Here is an 18,208-nt window from a genome sequence, read left to right as displayed (position 1 = left end):
TATCTATTTAAATTTTTGAGGAAATTGCTTGATAATGCCATCAGTAAGCATATCAGCAAAATGCATCATATGTGTTTTTCCCTCATCAAAAGCCTTAATATCACCTTTCCAATCTTTACTTAGCCTAGCTACAACTTGATCTGTAACAAACTGTAAATGTTTATGAAGAGAATCTTTTAGTGCTTGGTTAGAATAATTAGGGTTAGCTGCACTTAAAAAGTCTGCTATTTGATCTGCATTATCATACCACAGTTTATTGTATTTCTTTAAATCAGCATTATTTCCACTTTTAGCTGCATCAGTAACTTGTCCTGCAAGCGCTATATGTTCTCTTAGTAAACTTGCAAGTTTATTTCCTGCTTCCTCTCCATAAAAAGATTTAATAGCATTACCAATATCATCTTGATTTTTAAACAGCCTTTCTGCCACAGCTTCCTTATCCTCTAGAGAAGCAAGATCACTAACAATAAAACTTCTTGTCCATAACACATGATCAACCCAAAGGTCTCTTTCTAGCATCCTTAACTCACAAGCAGCTTTATTGCAAGATAAAGCTTTCTCTGAAGCCTCAGCTTTAAGAGGTGTAAAAAATAACGCGATTACACACAGCGACACTAATAACGTATTAAAAAACTTCTTCATCATAGTCTAACTCCTTTAAATAAAAATTTGATTTTAGTTTATTCAAAACGTATTAGTTCTATTCAGTATTTGAAAATAGGCATTGATTTAAAAGTACTTGATAAGCCTATTCTTTATATTTTTCGCAAATAAAAAGCACTCCATTGAATAAACACATCTCTTTCATGATGCTCTATTTAATAGGGTGCTTCTCTTGTTTTATTTTTTATTTCTTCTACCTAATACAGCAAGAATAATACCTAATAATGCAATAGAGCTTCCAAGTGTTAACCACACATTAGCTGTAAACCCTGCTATTAAATAACCTACAAAACAACATGCTGCTACCACTAAAGTATACGGAATTTGTGATGAAACGTGATCAATATGTTTACAGCCAGCTCCCGTCGAAGAAAGAATTGTTGTATCTGAAATAGGGGAACAATGATCTCCAAATACAGCTCCAGCTAGTGTAGCGGCAAGCGCTGCTGTTACAAGCTCTGGTGCAACGGAACCACAAACCATAGTAACAATAGGAATCAGTATACCGAAAGTTCCCCATGATGTTCCCATAGCAAAAGCTAAAGCCCCTGCCACAAGGAAAACAATGGCAGGAATAAGAGCCGCTGGCATATGAGATTGTCTTACCAACTCACCTACAAACTCACCTGTGCCTAATAAGTCTCTACATACCCCACTAATAGTCCACGCCAATGTTAAAATAATAAAGGCTCCTACCATGGATTTAACCCCTATTGTAATCCCTTCCATAAACTCTTTAAAATCTAAAACTTGACGTGGTACAAAAAGAACAAAAGCAACAACAAGGGCACCAAAACCGGCAATAGCAAGTGCAATACCTGCATCTGTATTTCCAAAGCCCTCTGCCAGCGTCATACCACCTTCAAAGTAACCACCAATATAAAGCATTGATAAGATAGCAAATATAATAAGTACTGCAATAGGGATAATAAGGTCAAATACGCTTCCTTTTGAAGAGATTTTCATACGAGCAAACTCATCTCCACCTTCTTGATCCATTCCGACACTTAAGTTACCTTTATTATTTCTAGCTTCTTCTTCAAACTTTGCCATAGGACCAAATTCAATATTAGTAACACAAAGTACAACCACCATGATTAAAGTTAAAATTGCATAAAGGTTATAAGGAATAGTTGCCATAAAAGTTTCCATTCCATTAAGTGCTTGCCCATTCACTTCTAACCCATTCATTTGAGAAATAACTGAAGCTGCCCAAGAAGAAATAGGTGCAATAATACAAATGGGTGCTGCTGTTGCATCAATAATATAAGCTAGCTTTGCTCTAGAAATATGATGTTTATCTATTACTGGTCTCATTACTGTACCAATTGTCAAACAGTTAAAATAATCATCTATAAAAATTAAGGTACCTAAAAGAGAAGTTCCTAACTGTGCCCCTTTTTTAGTTTTAATTTTATTTCCTGCCCATTCTCCGTAAGCCCTAGAACCACCAGCCATAGTAATAACAGCTACTAATGCCCCTAAAAATCCTAAAAATAAAATAATCGATGCATTATCACCTAATTTTTCTCCCATAAGGGTAAGGGTTACATCTGTTGCTTTAACAATACCGCCATCTGTACTAAAGGCATAAATAAGTGTTCCTGAAAAAATACCTACAATTAATGAGGAAATAACCTCTTTTGTTATTAACGCTAATACAATAGCGATAACAGGTGGTAAAATCGATAACCAGCCTACATCAATTGCGTCCATGTGTGAGTCTCCATTCTGTCTTTATAGTCTAATAAAAAAAGTCTTGAGCATATCACTCAAGACTTTTGTCATCTTTCATTTAGAATAAAACTACTTATTCTATATTAACCGTCCGTCATGATAGCTCCCCACGAATAACTCCGTGACAGTGTTATGTATATTCTACATAACCCCAACAAGATAGTCTTAAAGCATCAACTATCCATTTCGGCGGCTTCTCCTTTTAAAATGCTTCATCGTGCTTAGCTCAGCAAATCTACTCTTAAAAACCGCAACCTCTATCTACTCTTTATTTAATTATTAGCTTAGACAAATATAAACGATAGATTAAAAAAAGTAAAGCATCATACAATAAGTTTATATTTTAAAAATATATCAAAGAATTTTTTTATTTACTTTAGGGATTATTTTTTATATATGCTTATCCCTAAAAATGTGTTTCTTTGAAATTTGAGAGGCTCTTCTAAGGACCCATTTTAGATCAAGTGGTATCAGATGGCTATGACACAGTTGGGAGTAACTAAAAAACTAGGCTTATTTAGAAATAGGCCTAGTTCTTATGCTTCTTATCCTACTGTTCCACCCTTGGTAGAACGCTTACCTGTAAATTCTTCTACTACTAATTTTAATCCTAGGATGATTCTTGCATGCTTTGCTTCAAATTCGAAAACTTTATCAGGTGCATATTTTTTCATAACATGTTGAAGCGCTTCTATTCTCTCTTGTTCCTCTGTCAAAATATACATTTTGCCTTGCCCTATAATACTTTCAAATTTCATAGTATATTTACAAGCAATATCACTGTGAACAAGTTCGCAAGAACAGTCCATTTGAAAACAAACATTGTTATTTTGCTTAATCATTTCTAATTTTTTACCCTCTAGCCCACTATGGAAATAAAGTACAAGTTGATCATTTTCATATGTATAACCAAAATTCATAGGCACAATATACGGGATATTATCATAGCAAAAGCCCACTCTACAATACTCACATTTGCTTATAATATTTAAAAGCTCTTCTTTATTGGTAACCTCTCTATCTTTCTTTCTCATTGTAGCCTCCTTATATTGAATTTTTATAAATTTTATTCCACTTTCATATGTTTACTTTTATTAGGATTATTGGGAAACCATCCTTTTTTAACGCGTTCTTCCTGTTCTATGACCTCATGTATACTCCACAGTGAAGAAAAGCCTATTACCCCTACTATTGCTGAAATTGTACTATTCTCAATAAATAAAGATATACCAATACATAATATTCCCACAATCAAAAAAAGTGGCCATATCTTTTTTCCAACGTAATATTCTGATGCGATCACTATGGGATGAAAAACACCTATAATTAAAAAAGCCATTACTCCTATTATTATACCTTGAAAATTCATATTAAATCCTCCTTCATTAAAATGATTATTTTGATTCCTTTTGACAACCATTTTGCTCATGTACTCATTTTACACTTTGATTCAAGAATTTTCAATCAAACTTCTACTATATCCCTTTTCTATGTTGATCAATAATTATTTATTTTCTAGAAGTAAAAAATCAAGCACAACTTCCCCTTTATAAAAAATAAATTATGCTTGATTTATTTTTTTGCCATTTTGCTTATAAAACACTCTTATGTTATTTGTATCTTTTCTTTTTTACGGATGTTTCTCTATCTGCTGCTTGATTTCAGGAGGTAATGCATCCACTAAATAATTACGCTCCACTACTTGTTTTTCCTTATACGCTTGCATCATTTTTTCATTAGCGCTTTCGATTTCTTCCTTCAGCTCTCTAGCAGACAATAAGGCACATCCTTGCCCTCTAATGATAATTTGCTCTAATCCATCTGAGGTTGCTACTGTTACATGATACTTTGTCTTGTGATCATGTACAAACTTTTCAATATAATGGTCTGCAGTTTGTGCTTCCTTGGTATATACCATGTAGATATTATGATACTCAAGCATTTCCACTCGATGTCCTTGAACACGATAAGCATCAAACACAACGATAATCTGACATTTTCGGATGCCTTGATAATTACATAAGCTCTCCAATAATTTTATTCTGGCACCATCCATATTTTCATTGGCTAGCTCCTTTAATTCAGGCCATGCAAAGATAATATTATAACCATCTACAAGTAGATATTCTTCTTTTTTATCTTGGTTTTGTTTCATTGTATAACCAACAGGCTCATAATAGCTTTCACGGGCTGTTTTACGCTTTTTCCAAGCAGATTTTTCTCCTTGATTCGCATAAAAAGTTCTATTCATAATTTGATCAATTTCTTCTAAACCAATCCATTTCTCTTCTGTCAGTAAATCCTGATGCTTCGCTATTTCTTTTGATAGCGTTTCTTTTTCCTGTTGCAGATAACTTTCAAGATGCATGTAGTCTTTTACTTCGTCCCAAGTTACTAAAAATCCGCTGCCTTGAGTACAAAATACAGAACCTGTTGGATTCTCTATATCTCTTTCAGAATCATAACCTATATTTTCTATAACTTCTTCTGCATTATGACATGGCTCATATCCTTTTAGTGTACAAAATAGTCTACCATGGCCTTTAGTGTATGCAACTACTTCCTTCTGATAGTTTCTCATGGTAACAACCGGTGCGCTCCCTACTAAGGTCACCCACTCACCATCTGTTTGTGAAATTTCGCATGTGCCATACATCTTCTCAATATCAGTCATAGCTCGTCCTACCATTTTCTCAGGTACTTCTAACTGAAAAGTATAATACGGCTCTAATAAAACAGATTCTGCTTGCTTTAAACCTTGACGTACTGCACGAAAGGTAGCTTCTCTAAAGTCACCACCCTCTGTATGCTTTTTATGTGCTCGTCCTGAGACTAACGTTATTTTCATATCTGTGATAGCTGAGCCGGTGAGTACACCTTTATGAACTTTTTCCTCTAAATGAGATAAGACAAGTCTCTGCCAATTCTTTTCTAGCACATCTTCGCTGCATCCCAATGCAAATCCAAGACCACTTCCTCGCTGTCCAGGCTCCAGTAATAAGTGAACTTCCGCATAATGTCTTAATGGTTCAAAATGCCCTACACCTTCTACTGTATTTGCAATGGTTTCTTTATAAACGATTCTTCCCGAATCAAATGTTACATGGACACCAAAACGGCTTTCTATAAGCGTTTGTAAAATTTCGATTTGGACTTCTCCCATAATCTGTGCTTGAATTTCCTGTAACTGTTCATCCCAAACAATATGCAGCTGTGGATCCTCTTCTTCAAACTGACGCAATTTAGGCAGCATAAGTCTTGGATCATAGCCTTCTGGAAGCATAATCTGATAAGCTAATACAGGGGCTAACACAGGGGCAGATGAAGCACTTTCTATCCCTAAACCTTCTCCTGGACTAGTTTGAGTAAGTCCTGTTACTGCACATATAGAACCTGCCTCTACCTCATTCACTGCCTCGAACTTTTGTCCTGAATATAAACGAATCTGATTCACTTTTTCTTCCCAAGTATGATTTATTAAAGTGTCTCTCACCTTAAGTCTTCCGCCTGTAAGCTTCATATAAGTCAGGCGATTACCTTGCTCATCCCTAGCTATTTTAAATATCTTTGCTCCAAAAGCTTCTGGATAAGAAGGCATACTAGCATATTTGACAATACTTTGCATAAAGTTTTCTACACCTTCTAATTTTAAAGCTGAACCAAAAAAGCATGGAAATATCTTGCGTTCTTTTATACCCTTCATAATTTTTAAGGTATCAATATGCTCTGTTTCCAAATAAGCTTCCATCAGTGCTTCATCACACATGGCCAACTGGTCGTAAAAAGCTGCTGTACGCTCTTGTCCAAATTCAATACACCTATCATCTAGACACTTTTTTAATTCTTCTATTAATTTCTCCTTATCCGTCCCCTGTTGATCCATTTTATTAACGAATAGAAAAACCGGTATTTGATACGTAGCAAGAAGTCTCCATAATGTTCTGGTATGCCCTTGCACACCATCTGCACCATTAATCACTAAAATGGCATAATCTAATACTTGAAGTGTTCGCTCCATTTCAGCCGAAAAATCTACATGTCCTGGGGTATCTAACAAAGTAATCTGAGCTCCAGCTACTTGAAACATTGCTTGTTTAGAAAAAATGGTAATTCCCCTTGCCCTTTCTAAGTCATAAGTATCTAAATAAGCATCTTGATTATCCACTCTTCCCAGTTTACGAATTTTCCCGCTTAAATAAAGCATACTTTCCGATAAGGTTGTTTTACCCGCATCTACATGTGCTAATATTCCAATGACTAATTTTTTCATACGCTTTTTCAAATCCTTCACTTGTGTTGTCTATTTCTAATGATTATAGTAGCCTAACCCACTATCTCTCTCTTATCTTACTACTATCATACCAGTAAGTTGTTAATCTGACAAAACAAAAATAGCCAGCTAGCATTAATGTAATAGACAACGCAGTGTTCTAATAAATCAATTATTTAAGCAATATCATATTTCGGAGTAAAAGTTCAGACCTTACATCCATTATAAAAAAGACCCTCGAGCGTTGAAATTTATTATTAAACTTCAAACTGTCTCGAAAGTCCTTTTTTTATGGCTCTATACCAGAAATTAAGCTATCGTTATAATAAAGTGTAATTTTATCCCAGGTCTTATAATCAAAACCATTATTATTGAAAGAATAGTCATTTGCTTGATTGTAATTAGTCCAATCTGACTTTGCAAATCTACATTGTAAATCGGTGGTTGTATTTGGCATAATACTTCCAGCCGCTTCTAAAAAGCTAATTTCTAAGTAGCAATCTGCTACTTCTGTTGGATTGTCCATTTTTACAAATGTTCCTTTAACATTGGAATTTCCAACTTGAGACCAGTCACACCAGAAGAAATTTTCTTGATTGCCATCTGTTGTAAAGTAATAACGTAACCTTACATCGGATAAATCAATTGCTTCAGCCCCTGTGTTTGTAACTTTGAATCTTGGCATTAAGGAGTTGGTTTTTTCACTCAAATTGCTATTGCTGAATGTAACTTGTAGACTTGTTGTAGGAGGAACAGTTGAGGTATCTTGAACTTTTATAGAGAGCTTTTGGCTAGAACCACCACTGAATACAAAAGTAAGTAATGATGTACCCGTTTTTAAAGTTGCCAGATAATTTTTACTTAAAGTAATGGTTGTCTCATTAATTGTATAATCCACACCTTTAACTAACGTGTAGCTACCATTTGTTATTTTTTCAAATGTATTTCCATTAAGCATTAATTCAATCATCATATCTTTAGGTACTGCTATATCGAATTCTCCTAAAGTAGGTGTAATAGCAGAGTCAGGCACTGTATTGGTAACTGTAACAGTTAATGTAGCATTTGCACCTGCACTAAAAACAAATGTTAATGTTGTTTGACCTATAGATAATGTCTTAAGATAATCCTTAGAAATGATTGCGGTACTATCATTAACTGTATAATCAGTACCTTCTACTAATGCTACTTCACCATTTAAAATAGATGCTAACGTATTACCATTTAATATCATGGTTGCATTTATATCAGCTTGTGCTGCTTTTTCAAATGCAGCAGTTGTAGCCACTAGTACTGAGCTATCAGATGAATCGGTAACAACAACCATTAAACTTAAATCTGTTCCTTTTTCAAAGTTAAATTTAAGATTTGTCGTACCAAGTGCTAGTGTCGCTAAATATGATTTAGAAATGATAACCGTTTTACCATTTACACTATAATCTATACCTTGTACTAAAGATTGAGTGCCATTAAAAATACCAAACAACGTATTATTGCTATTGTTCAATGTAATGGTAATATCTTTATCTGCACCATTTTTCTTATTGAATTCTACTCTACTTGGACTTAAAGAAGAAATAGGTGATGTATCTCCAATCGCAATATTCATAACAGGATTTACGCCACTATCATAAACTAATGTTAATTGGATTGTACCTTTTTCAAGGTTTGCAAGATACTCTTTTGTAATGGTTAATATCTCTCCAGAAATCACATAATCAGAACCTCTATTTAAAATAGCACTGCCATTTTTAACTGAAACCAATATGTTGGCTTTTGAATCTAATGTAAACACTAAATCCTCTTGATTTGTTACATTCTTATCAAACACTGCAACTGTTGGAGAAACAGAAGCAGCTTCTTTGGATTCTGGCCCGTAAATACCAACTTCATAAATAGAGTACCCCCAGGTATAGCCATACTTTTGCGTACAGTAAATTCTTATATAACGTCCAGAAGCTGAAATGGAGATATCTTCACTACCACCTTTTCCATTATATGTTCTATAAACATCGGTCCAAGTATTTGCATCGTTAGAAACTTGAATTTGGTATTGTGTTGCATAAGCATTTTCCCATTTGATAAGTACTTCATTAATCTCTTTTGTTTCTCCTAAATCGATGCATACCCAATCTGTTTGAGAATTTGCATCAGATGCCCAGCGTGTACTTAGGTCACCATCTGTAATACAATCCCCTTCAAAAGCACTACTTTCTTTTGTAGAATAGGTTACAGTTTTTCCTTGAGCTAGATTACCACTAGGTAGTGGTTCATTAGGCATTCCTGCTGGGAGGCTCGTTAGCATAGAAGCTGGTTTTTCAGCAAGATTTGCAAGGGCATACTGATTCTCAAAAACCATTTCTTTTGCCCAGTCTTGCATTGTATCAAATGTACCATCAGTGGTCATATCAAGGAATGTCTGTGGATTATTACCAGGCCCCCATGACCAAATTAAATAACCGATTTCAAGCTTAGCGCAATATTCCATAATTGTTTTATAAGGAATTTGCCCCTGCGTCGTTTGTTCCCATTGATTAGCAAACTCACCTATAACAAGTGGAAGTCCCATATTTGCAGATTCTGTAAGTTCATCAATTACTTTTTGATCAGAATGACCATACATATAAGGCCACCATAAATGTGCTGAAAACATTAAGTTTGAATCTGGGTCGGCGGCTAAAATGTCTGGGCCACATGCTTGAAGTTTATTAATATCTTGTCCCCAAGTCGAAGCATCTATAATCAACGGAACATGAATACCTGCTGCTCTCATTCTAGTAACAGCTTCAATATATCCATTTGTAAATGTTGTATCAGAAACATTTGCATCACCAACTTCGTTACCAATATTAATTAGAAGGTATTCTTCATGCTTCTTAATGACATTTACAGTATCAGGATCAACCCACCAATCTACTAAGCTTGTTAGCTTACTAAAGTCACCAGTAGCATCATGAAGTTCTACCATAGGAATCATATGCTCTGCACGACAGTTCCTAATGGCAGTATCTAATTCTTCTGCTGTACCGTCTTTCGTTGTCCATACGATTCTCACACAATTAGCACCCGTTTTAGCAATTTCAGAAAAGGATGGTTGTCCATCTTTATCCATCCATACAACCATCTTATTAATGCCATAAAGAATCGTTTTTTCACCCTGGCTATCATAAAGAAACCTGCCCTCTACTCTAAAACCTGGGTGATTCACATCAGTAGCAGCAAAAATAATACTACTGCTTGTAATCATTACAAACATAACTAGTGCTAGGACTAAACCTCGTAAACCATTTTTCTTCATACTATTGCCCCCTTTGAAATTCTTGGTATTTATTTTTATTATGGTTTTTATTTACCAATCATTACAACAAAAGCTCCTAACATGTTACATTTAAGAGCATCTCCTGTGTAATATTTAATTGAACCTATGCTAAAAGTAGCAACATATGTTGTCATTTTTTTTAATATTATTTATATGTACTAGAACAAAGTACATTCTATTTATTACAAAAAGGACTTCAGTGGTTGAGCTTTTATAAAACTCAGCCTATCCGATAGTCCTCTCTTTTGACCTTACTATTCAAGTGTATAAGAAAAGTCAACTGGTGGTTTCCCAACACCTTGGAATCCAAAACTTACAGTACTACCAGCACTAATTGCCATATTCCATGACATAGGTGTTATGATTAAGTAATCTCCTGACTCAATGATTTGTGCACACCATATGTTACTTATATCAAAATCAGCTTTATTTACTGTTAGTTTCCAGTTATTTGCATTTGTATTGGATGTGTTTGTAATATTAACTGTCATTGTATAACCAGTATTCCAGGCACTAACAACCGTATCCAATTTTAAGACATTATCTGTTGGTGTTGGTGTTGGTTCTGGTGTTGGTTCTGGTTCTGGTGTTGGCGTTGGTTCTGGTGTTGGCGTTGGTTCTCCTGTTAATATTGTACTTAAAGTCTCATACCATCTATCACACATTTTCTGACCACCGGAAGCATTTGGATGAACACCATCATATGTATCTATATCTGTGCTAAATCCAGTATATTGATCGCATAATATGATTGGCGATTCACTTGTTGATAAGTTATTAGCCCAACCTACCATTGATGTATTAAGATCTAAAATAATAGACTTATAATCTAATGTGTCATTTGGATGCATTGGTATAATTTGTGCTACTACAATAATCATATTGGGATTGTTCTTTCTCATCTGTGTAACAAGTTTAGTATAGGCATCCAGTATTTTAGTTGTTCCTGTATTACCCCAGCAATCATTTGTTCCAAAGTGCATCATAACAATATCAGGATTTGCCGCATTAAGCCATGTACTGAGTTGATCTGTAGCTGCTAAATTAGTAACACACATACCACTATGGCCTTCATGGTTACCATACTGCGTTCCAACTGATTTAACATCATACCCATTACTTGTCAGCTTATTGAAAAGTAATGTTCTCCAAAAGTCACAGTCTGTAATCGAATCACCTAGTGGCATTATTTTGGTTGTAGTTGTCGTTGATGTAGCATAAGCAGATGGGGCTGAGGACTCAAAAATCATAAACAAAAATAGAAATACAACACTTAACCTAGCAATCAAACGCCTTTTAGATTTTTGCTTCTTACTCATAAAATTTCCTCCTTATGTTCTCCTTTTTATTTAAACATACTTAGCAAATGATGCTAAATATGTTGATTCATTATAATTCTGTATATCCATAAAAACAACAAAAGCTCCTAACATGTTATAATTAGGAGCCTATCATTAATATATTCAATTAAACCCGATATAAAAATATTTATTCAAATAAATAACTCGTCATAGAAAGAGAACCCATTACGCAAGCTTTGTTAAAAACAGTCATCTTATCCTGATCGTTTGATGCTCCTAATACATACAGCAGTGGTGCATAATGCTCCATAGTAGTAAAAGCTAGAGCAGCAGAACTTCCTGCTTTTTGATAATCTATAACGTTTTCATCCTTTCTCGCCAAGATATTATCCCAAATATAATGATCAAATTCTTCGGCCCAAGAGTAACCCTCATTCTCCATGTTCCAATTGATTCTCGCCAGATTATGAACAACATTTCCACTTCCGAATATTAATACACCTTGTTCACGAAGTTGATAAAGTTCTTGTCCCATACGATAATGTTGCTTCGTCGATGCATTTCTATCCACGCTAAGCTGAAATACAGGAATATCTGCTTCTGGATAAATTCTGTGAAGGACAGACCATGTTCCATGATCATATCCCCAAGAATTATCTGTAACAACCTCCCGACTAATCAAAGCTTTTGCTTCCTTGGCAAAATGCGGCGCACCTTTGGCATTATAAACTATTCTATAAAGTGCCTCCGGAAAACCATACATGTCGTAAATTGTTTTTGCAGTCTCAGATGTCATAACTCTAGTACCGTCTGTAAACCAATGTGCAGACACAGACAGTATTGCTTCTGGTTTTGGCATTTTATTTTTAAGAGCTTTCCATTCCTCAATAAACTGATTTTCTTCTATTGCATTCATTGGAGAACCATGTCCAATAAATAATGTCGGCATTCTATTCATACTATTTCCATGTATAATCAAGCATAAAAATGCATTATACATTTTCCTTTCTCTGAATACTTTGACTTCTAAGTCGATTTTATACTACAACAAATTAGCCCAAAAGTCCCCTTTTAAAACTACAAACCTTATCCTAAAGCAACATCAAGTATCATCATTAAGGCAAATCCAAATGCAACACCAATGGTACCTATATTACTATGTTCTCCAGCTTGTGCTTCCGGAATGAGCTCTTCTACTACAACATAAATCATTGCACCTGCTGCAAATGAAAGTATATATGGAAGAATTGGTGTAACCAGTGACGTAAGAAGAATCGTCACCACTGCCCCGACAGGCTCTACGATGCCAGAAAGAAAACCATATTTGAAAGCCTTCTTTTTTGATAAGCCGCTACTAACTAATGGCATGGATATAATGGCACCCTCCGGAAAGTTTTGAATAGCAATACCAATTGCCAGTGCAAATGCACCTGCAACAGAAATAATATCAGATCCACTAAGCATACCTGCTAACACTACACCGACTGCCATTCCTTCTGGAATATTATGTAAAGTCACAGCCAACACCAACATAAAAGATTTTCCAAGTTTGCTAGGTCTACCTTCTGGCGAATCAGAGTCAAGATGAAGATGAGGAATAATGGTATCTAATAAAAGTAAGAAACCAATACCAATCAGAAAACCAACTGCAGCTGGAATCCATGCAATGTTCCCATTTGCCTCTGCCATATCAATTGCAGGTATTAATAGTGACCAGACTGATGCTGCAATCATAACGCCTGATGCAAAGCCCAGAAGAGCTTTTTGTATTTGCAGCTTCATTTCACCTTTCATAAAAAATACCATAGCCGCGCCCATGGTAGTACCAAGTAGTGGAATAAAAATGCCAACTAAAACTTTTGTTATATCGTTCAAAGTTTTCACCTCCTATTTGTGAGCAAATAAAATTTAAAGTGTTTCCATACTTCTTTTAAATTCATCGATTTTCTCCAATAAAGGATATTTTTCCGACGATTTCACTTCTAACCTGATTTTATACCATAGTATAAAACATTTCAATGAACTCTTCGTTTCTTTGACATTATTTTCTCAAATAATCTTTATACATTTTTAATGTTAATTGGTATGTTCTGCTCATCCAAATCATTTTTTATAGGCAATCGCATCAATCTGTACATGAAGCCCATCTGGTCCTCCTATATGAGCGAACTCCGTTTGTATTGTTTTTCTGGCAGGGTATGTACCTTTAAAACGTTCCTTAAACACCTTCTCCATAACCGGAATATTCCATGCGTCTTTTAAAAGAACATCTACCTTAACAACACTTTGTAATGTCAAATTCAGTTTTGCCAAACGATTCTCCATATCATCCAATGCTCCATTAATCTGATTTTCAATAGAGGCCCCTACATTACCCACACAAAAACTTAGAAAAACGAAGTCTCCAGCTTCTACTATCCCTGAATAGGCATATTCTTCATTTACATTGTATCTATTAATACTACTCATCATCTTCCTCCTATTTGTCCGTAATACTATCTCAAATACTATCCTAAAATTATATTATTAGAGAATGCTAAGATTGTCTCCTACCAAAAATGCTCGTTCTCAGGCACGTGAAATTCATAAATGAAGTCTCCATTATGAGATAACCTTTACACTAAAGCACACTCATTAAGGAAAGGGATAACAGCTTTAGCAAAAGCTTCGGGTTGTTCAAACATCGTATAATGTCCAGCGTTTTCAATTAGAACAATCTTCTTTGTAGGTGCTATTATCTTCTCAAAGTAATCAGAAAATGCTTGTTTGGGCGTAATATAATCATCACTTCCAAAAATATAGTATACAGGCATCTTATATTCAATTCCGTAGGTTTCTATTTGAAAACTATTAAGTACATCCAACATTAATGATTCGCTGAGTTTTGTTCCCTTTAGCATTGCTATAAAATCACGATTTCTAAATTGAATGGGACTCTTTCTTACTATTTTGACTAACGGTACCTTCACAGACATAGATAAACCGTATTTGTCTTTTAGTTTTGAAAGCTTGTTATAAATTTTATAGGATTTAGAATCCCATTGTTTGGGTGGATAGTTAGTTATGGCTTGCAGTTTTTTTAAGTCCTTTGAGCTATTTTGACTCATCGCTTTGCTTTTCAGCGCTAAAAAGGATAACTTTTCTGTTAATCGCATATCTCCCACTTGCCCCACACCTATATACACCGATACATTTTCTGGATGCTGTAAGGCATATATTGAGCCGAGTACTGTTCCCCATGAATGTCCTAGAATGATTACCTTTTTTGTGAGGTAACGAGTTTGTAAGTGTTTAATAGTATCATGTAAATCTTCAAGTAAAAAATTAAGTGTTGGATGCGCTTTAAGATTATTCTGTAATGTTCTTCCCGTCCCACGCTGATCGTAAAAAACAAGAGTGCATGTGTCTTTAAACATTTCTTTTAGTTTATATCCAAATGCAGCTTCACTCATCCCTGGGCCTCCATGTAAAAATAAAATAACAGGTTTTCCCTTAGCAGGATAATGTAAAAAATATTGTTTAATTCCATTAATTTCAACAAACTCTTGAAAATAATCTTTCATCCACCCAGCTCCATTCTTGATAGTTTATTTGTAGAGGTGCTATTCATTGATTTAAAATCACCTTTATACTTTTACTCTAATAATTATATTGCATAGTAAAATTATACTGTTAATTATTTTAATATTCAATATTTTAAAATACACCCTTAGTTATTCCTGTTCCCTTCTCTTTAGAAATGTCATCTGTCATTGAATCTCTCAAGCATATTGTATTAAACAGTATCATCCCTAGAAATGTAAAAAGGATTTTCAGGCAATGAAATTTATTATAAAATTTCATTGCCTGAAAATCCTTCATTTTCCATAGACACAAGTGATTTTTCTCTCAATAATGTCATCTATAGCTTTAAATAATATTTCTCTTTCACAAGGTTTATCAAAAGGAACATTTACACAGCCCTTCCCTCTACCAGGTTTGCTTAGTTTTTCTTTCATTTGAGTTATATATTCAAAATCCATTGAGTGTAGTGAAAAATGGTTCTTAGCAACTCCGAAAGAGATGTAGTTTCGTTCTTTACCACTACCTAGTTTATAAGTCGGCATTTGAAAGGACATAACTTCTTCTAAATCAGGATAATTTTTGCGCATGTAATCGATAAAAATTTCTTCCCACTCTTTAGGGCTACCTTCTAGTTGCCTCAAGTATACATCTACCTCATTTAGACTTTCTTTCATAAAACCCTCCAATATTTTTACAATAAACCCTTTATTCTAGCATCACTTTATATTAAATACTATGACTTCTTTTTATTAATGTCTTTATTTATAATCCTAAATAATTTTAACACTAGTGGAATATAGGTACATACAAACACTGAGACAATAATAAATGCTGCTGGCTTATGTGCCTTTTTAGGAAGTGCCATTCCCCACATCATCCCTATAGCGCATAAGCAAAGTTTAATAAGCGCTAAGTCTCTCCAATCAGATTGTTTTACAAACTCATTACCATAATTTAATAGCTTTTTCATACCTATCACTCCTCCTATAAATTTTACGTTCGTTAACTATATAATATCATCTCTCACATTGATTGAATAGATATCACTAAAAAGCATCAAATATATACTTGGATTGTCTGAGTATGTTTATTACCATTCATTACTTGTATCCTAAAGTTTTACTCTAATATTGCTCATGATAAATCCGCTTGCAGGTAATGCTGGAATCTTAGTAAGACTATAGCTTAAATCTTGAGCTGGAATTTTAAATTCAATCTGATTTATCAGAAAATCTAAACCGACTTTCATCAGCTCTATAGTAACACCTTCTCCTGGACATCTATGTCCTTTTGAGGGATCTCCTCCACCTTGAGGTATAAAATCAAATAAGCTATTCTTTTTCTCTTTAAAACGTTCTGGTCTAAATTCATACGGATTTACCCAAATACGTGGATCATGGTTTGTGCCATAAATATCAATGAGAACTAACCTCCCCTGTTTAAACTTACACCCATGCCATATAAAATTTTTCCTTACTATGGCACCTAGAAAAGGGGCAAATGGATAGTAACGTCTCACTTCCTGTATAAACATTTCACGGGTATTCTCATTACCTAATCGTAATTTTTCCATATACTCCTCGTTTTCGTATAATGCTAAAGCTGTGAAAGTAATATATCTTGAAATAGCAACAATTGGACGTAGTATATTAATAAGTTCTATTGCAGCCATTTGAGTATTCAGTGGTTTACCATCCAACTCTTCATAAAAGGATAGCTTATATAGCACTGAACTTTTTTCAACATTTAATTTACCAGATCTAGTATCTGCTATCATACCTCTTATCCACTTTTCGGTTCTAGTCCTTGCTCTTTTTCCTTTCCAGTACATTGGTCCTATTGACGCTAAAGTATTGACCATTGTGCTAAAATCCTTTGCTCGATTTTTTACTTCAGACGCTTGTAATGGTACACCAGCCCACTCACATACTGATTGGCATAAAATATTGTTTACCTTATTAAAGAGTACAATCTGCTGGGTAATTTCCCAGGTGTTAATAGCAGCTTGCCACCTTTTCTTGGTTATTTCTGTCAACTGTTTTTGATATTCTTGATCTAGAAGTGACATAAAAAACATTTTTCTATGGATATGCCTCTCATCATCCATTGTTTGAATGGCATTAACTCCAAACAGTGTTTTTTGTACTCTCTTGGGTAATGCACCTTTGCGCTTAAAAAGGTCTGTATTATAAAACAGCTTTGATGCTTCTTTACCACTCATGCATATGACCTTTTTCCCAAGTAGGCGTGTTTCAAATAAATGACACTGATAACGATTAACTCTATTTTGGATGAATAGATAACCTTCTTGTAAAAGTGCTAGTGTATTATCTATACATTTATCATGTGGAACTTGTTTATTCATTGACATATACTTTTGATTCCTTTCTATTCCTATCAAGAACTATGCTAATGAGTTTTATATTTCCACTCTCTGTATAAATTATTCATCACATCTCTAATCCTTCACCCGTAGTCTTACTATTCCTTTTTGAATCAACCACTCATATATACCTAATAAAATGCAGCCAATCCCATAACACACAATATCTTTCCAGTCAAATGTGGCTCCCATAAGTATGCGTAAAAATGCATTATTTTCTATACCAAGTCTCTCAACCCATTTCAAGTATTGCAAGCACTCAATAAATGCTGCAAAAACAAATATCCAAAAAGGCATTAGTCTATACTTGTCTGGAATAATTACTCTTACTATGCAGTACAGCACAACAACAACCAATAGATCTCCAACATATGGTCTGATAAATGTATCGTGTACACAGATTGCGATTAAAATTTCAATACACAATAGTATTGTGAATGTAATTAAGTATTTGATTCTTTGTTTTTTCATAGCTATCCCCTATCATGAATGAACTTCTAGAAAACCCTTTATCTTATCCATGGCTGACTGATACTTCTTAACTCTAGCATAGTCTGCTTTGTTAGCCTGTGATAATCTTGTTAAATCCATATTATCTCTTAAATCAGCAAGCTTTACTTGGCAAGCTATAGGACTTAGAAGGATACGATTAATAAACTCTTCATAGGTTTCACCAGATCGTTTAGTAAGAGCATCTATAGCAGTTATAATAGTTTCCGAAAAGCCCTCTTTTCTTAAATCATCAAGTGTCACATAAGTATCTTCAATAACATCATGAAGGACACCACATATTTGCTCTTCTTGTGTTTTACAAGAAAACATTACTCTAAGAGGGTGCAATATGTATGGTGCCCCAGCTTTATCTACTTGCCCTTGATGAGCAGTCCCTGCTATGAGTATTGCTTTTTCTAAATTCATTTTTATACCCCTCCTCCCTTAAATAGATTCTTTAAAAAGTTAAATATATTGAA

The 18,208-nt window shown here is 34.5% G+C and carries 16 protein-coding genes and 1 riboswitch; all 16 genes read right to left on the bottom strand.

Annotated elements, in window-relative coordinates:
* Window positions 1-3: 3 nt before the first annotated feature.
* Window positions 4-645 (bottom strand): hypothetical protein, encoded by a 642-nt coding sequence (locus EKH84_RS12000; RefSeq protein ID WP_330547539.1) that lies wholly within the window; start codon window positions 643-645, stop codon window positions 4-6.
* A 195-nt stretch (window positions 646-840) separates the two neighbouring features.
* Window positions 841-2,379, bottom strand: a complete 1,539-nt coding sequence (locus EKH84_RS11995; RefSeq protein ID WP_127066486.1) for a Na+/H+ antiporter NhaC family protein — start codon at window positions 2,377-2,379, stop codon at window positions 841-843.
* 113 nt (window positions 2,380-2,492) lie between these two features.
* Window positions 2,493-2,668: riboswitch (Lysine riboswitch) on the bottom strand.
* A 277-nt stretch (window positions 2,669-2,945) separates the two neighbouring features.
* Window positions 2,946-3,434: a pyridoxamine 5'-phosphate oxidase family protein gene (locus tag EKH84_RS11990; protein ID WP_127066485.1), complete on the bottom strand. Its 489-nt coding sequence runs from the start codon at window positions 3,432-3,434 to the stop codon at window positions 2,946-2,948.
* Between the two features lie 32 nt (window positions 3,435-3,466).
* Window positions 3,467-3,769 carry a DUF4491 family protein gene (locus tag EKH84_RS11985; protein ID WP_127066484.1) on the bottom strand — a complete coding sequence of 101 codons (303 nt, stop codon included), beginning with the start codon at window positions 3,767-3,769 and terminating at the stop codon, window positions 3,467-3,469.
* A 261-nt stretch (window positions 3,770-4,030) separates the two neighbouring features.
* Window positions 4,031-6,670: a translation factor GTPase family protein gene (locus EKH84_RS11980; protein WP_127066483.1), complete on the bottom strand. Its 2,640-nt coding sequence runs from the start codon at window positions 6,668-6,670 to the stop codon at window positions 4,031-4,033.
* Window positions 6,671-6,959: 289 nt separating this feature from the next.
* The gene (locus tag EKH84_RS11975; protein WP_127066482.1) at window positions 6,960-9,968 is read right to left on the bottom strand and encodes a X2-like carbohydrate binding domain-containing protein; all 3,009 of its coding nucleotides are present in this window, start codon (window positions 9,966-9,968) and stop codon (window positions 6,960-6,962) included.
* A 275-nt stretch (window positions 9,969-10,243) separates the two neighbouring features.
* Window positions 10,244-11,308, bottom strand: a complete 1,065-nt coding sequence (locus tag EKH84_RS11970; RefSeq protein ID WP_127066481.1) for a GDSL-type esterase/lipase family protein — start codon at window positions 11,306-11,308, stop codon at window positions 10,244-10,246.
* Window positions 11,309-11,477: 169 nt separating this feature from the next.
* Window positions 11,478-12,290 (bottom strand): 4,5-DOPA dioxygenase extradiol, encoded by an 813-nt coding sequence (ygiD, locus tag EKH84_RS11965; protein WP_127066480.1) that lies wholly within the window; start codon window positions 12,288-12,290, stop codon window positions 11,478-11,480.
* Window positions 12,291-12,376: 86 nt separating this feature from the next.
* Window positions 12,377-13,108 (bottom strand): ZIP family metal transporter, encoded by a 732-nt coding sequence (locus EKH84_RS11960; protein WP_410497300.1) that lies wholly within the window; start codon window positions 13,106-13,108, stop codon window positions 12,377-12,379.
* A gap of 285 nt (window positions 13,109-13,393) precedes the next feature.
* A complete protein-coding gene (locus tag EKH84_RS11955; RefSeq protein ID WP_013656975.1) occupies window positions 13,394-13,759 on the bottom strand; it encodes a RidA family protein in 366 nt (121 codons plus the stop codon).
* Window positions 13,760-13,905: 146 nt separating this feature from the next.
* Window positions 13,906-14,853, bottom strand: coding sequence for an alpha/beta fold hydrolase (locus EKH84_RS11950; protein WP_127066478.1), 948 nt, complete (start codon window positions 14,851-14,853; stop codon window positions 13,906-13,908).
* 294 nt (window positions 14,854-15,147) lie between these two features.
* Window positions 15,148-15,528, bottom strand: coding sequence for an iron chaperone (locus tag EKH84_RS11945; protein WP_127066477.1), 381 nt, complete (start codon window positions 15,526-15,528; stop codon window positions 15,148-15,150).
* Between the two features lie 59 nt (window positions 15,529-15,587).
* Entirely contained in the window at window positions 15,588-15,824 is a 237-nt protein-coding gene (locus tag EKH84_RS11940; RefSeq protein ID WP_127066476.1) for a hypothetical protein, read from the bottom strand.
* A gap of 141 nt (window positions 15,825-15,965) precedes the next feature.
* On the bottom strand, window positions 15,966-17,225 hold the full coding sequence (locus EKH84_RS11935; RefSeq protein ID WP_127066475.1) for a cytochrome P450: 1,260 nt from the start codon (window positions 17,223-17,225) through the stop codon (window positions 15,966-15,968).
* 87 nt (window positions 17,226-17,312) lie between these two features.
* Window positions 17,313-17,708, bottom strand: a complete 396-nt coding sequence (locus tag EKH84_RS11930) for a ribosomal maturation YjgA family protein (RefSeq protein ID WP_127066474.1) — start codon at window positions 17,706-17,708, stop codon at window positions 17,313-17,315.
* A gap of 12 nt (window positions 17,709-17,720) precedes the next feature.
* Complete coding sequence (locus EKH84_RS11925; RefSeq protein WP_127066473.1) at window positions 17,721-18,155, bottom strand: GTP pyrophosphokinase; 435 nt, start codon at window positions 18,153-18,155, stop codon at window positions 17,721-17,723.
* Between the last annotated feature and the right edge of the window lie 53 nt (window positions 18,156-18,208).

The sequence above is a fragment of the Cellulosilyticum sp. WCF-2 genome, assembly GCF_003990395.1.
Classification (GTDB): domain Bacteria; phylum Bacillota; class Clostridia; order Lachnospirales; family Cellulosilyticaceae; genus Cellulosilyticum; species Cellulosilyticum lentocellum.
The sequence above is the reverse complement of the archived record's forward strand: the minus strand, read 5'-3'. Positions and strand labels throughout refer to the sequence as shown.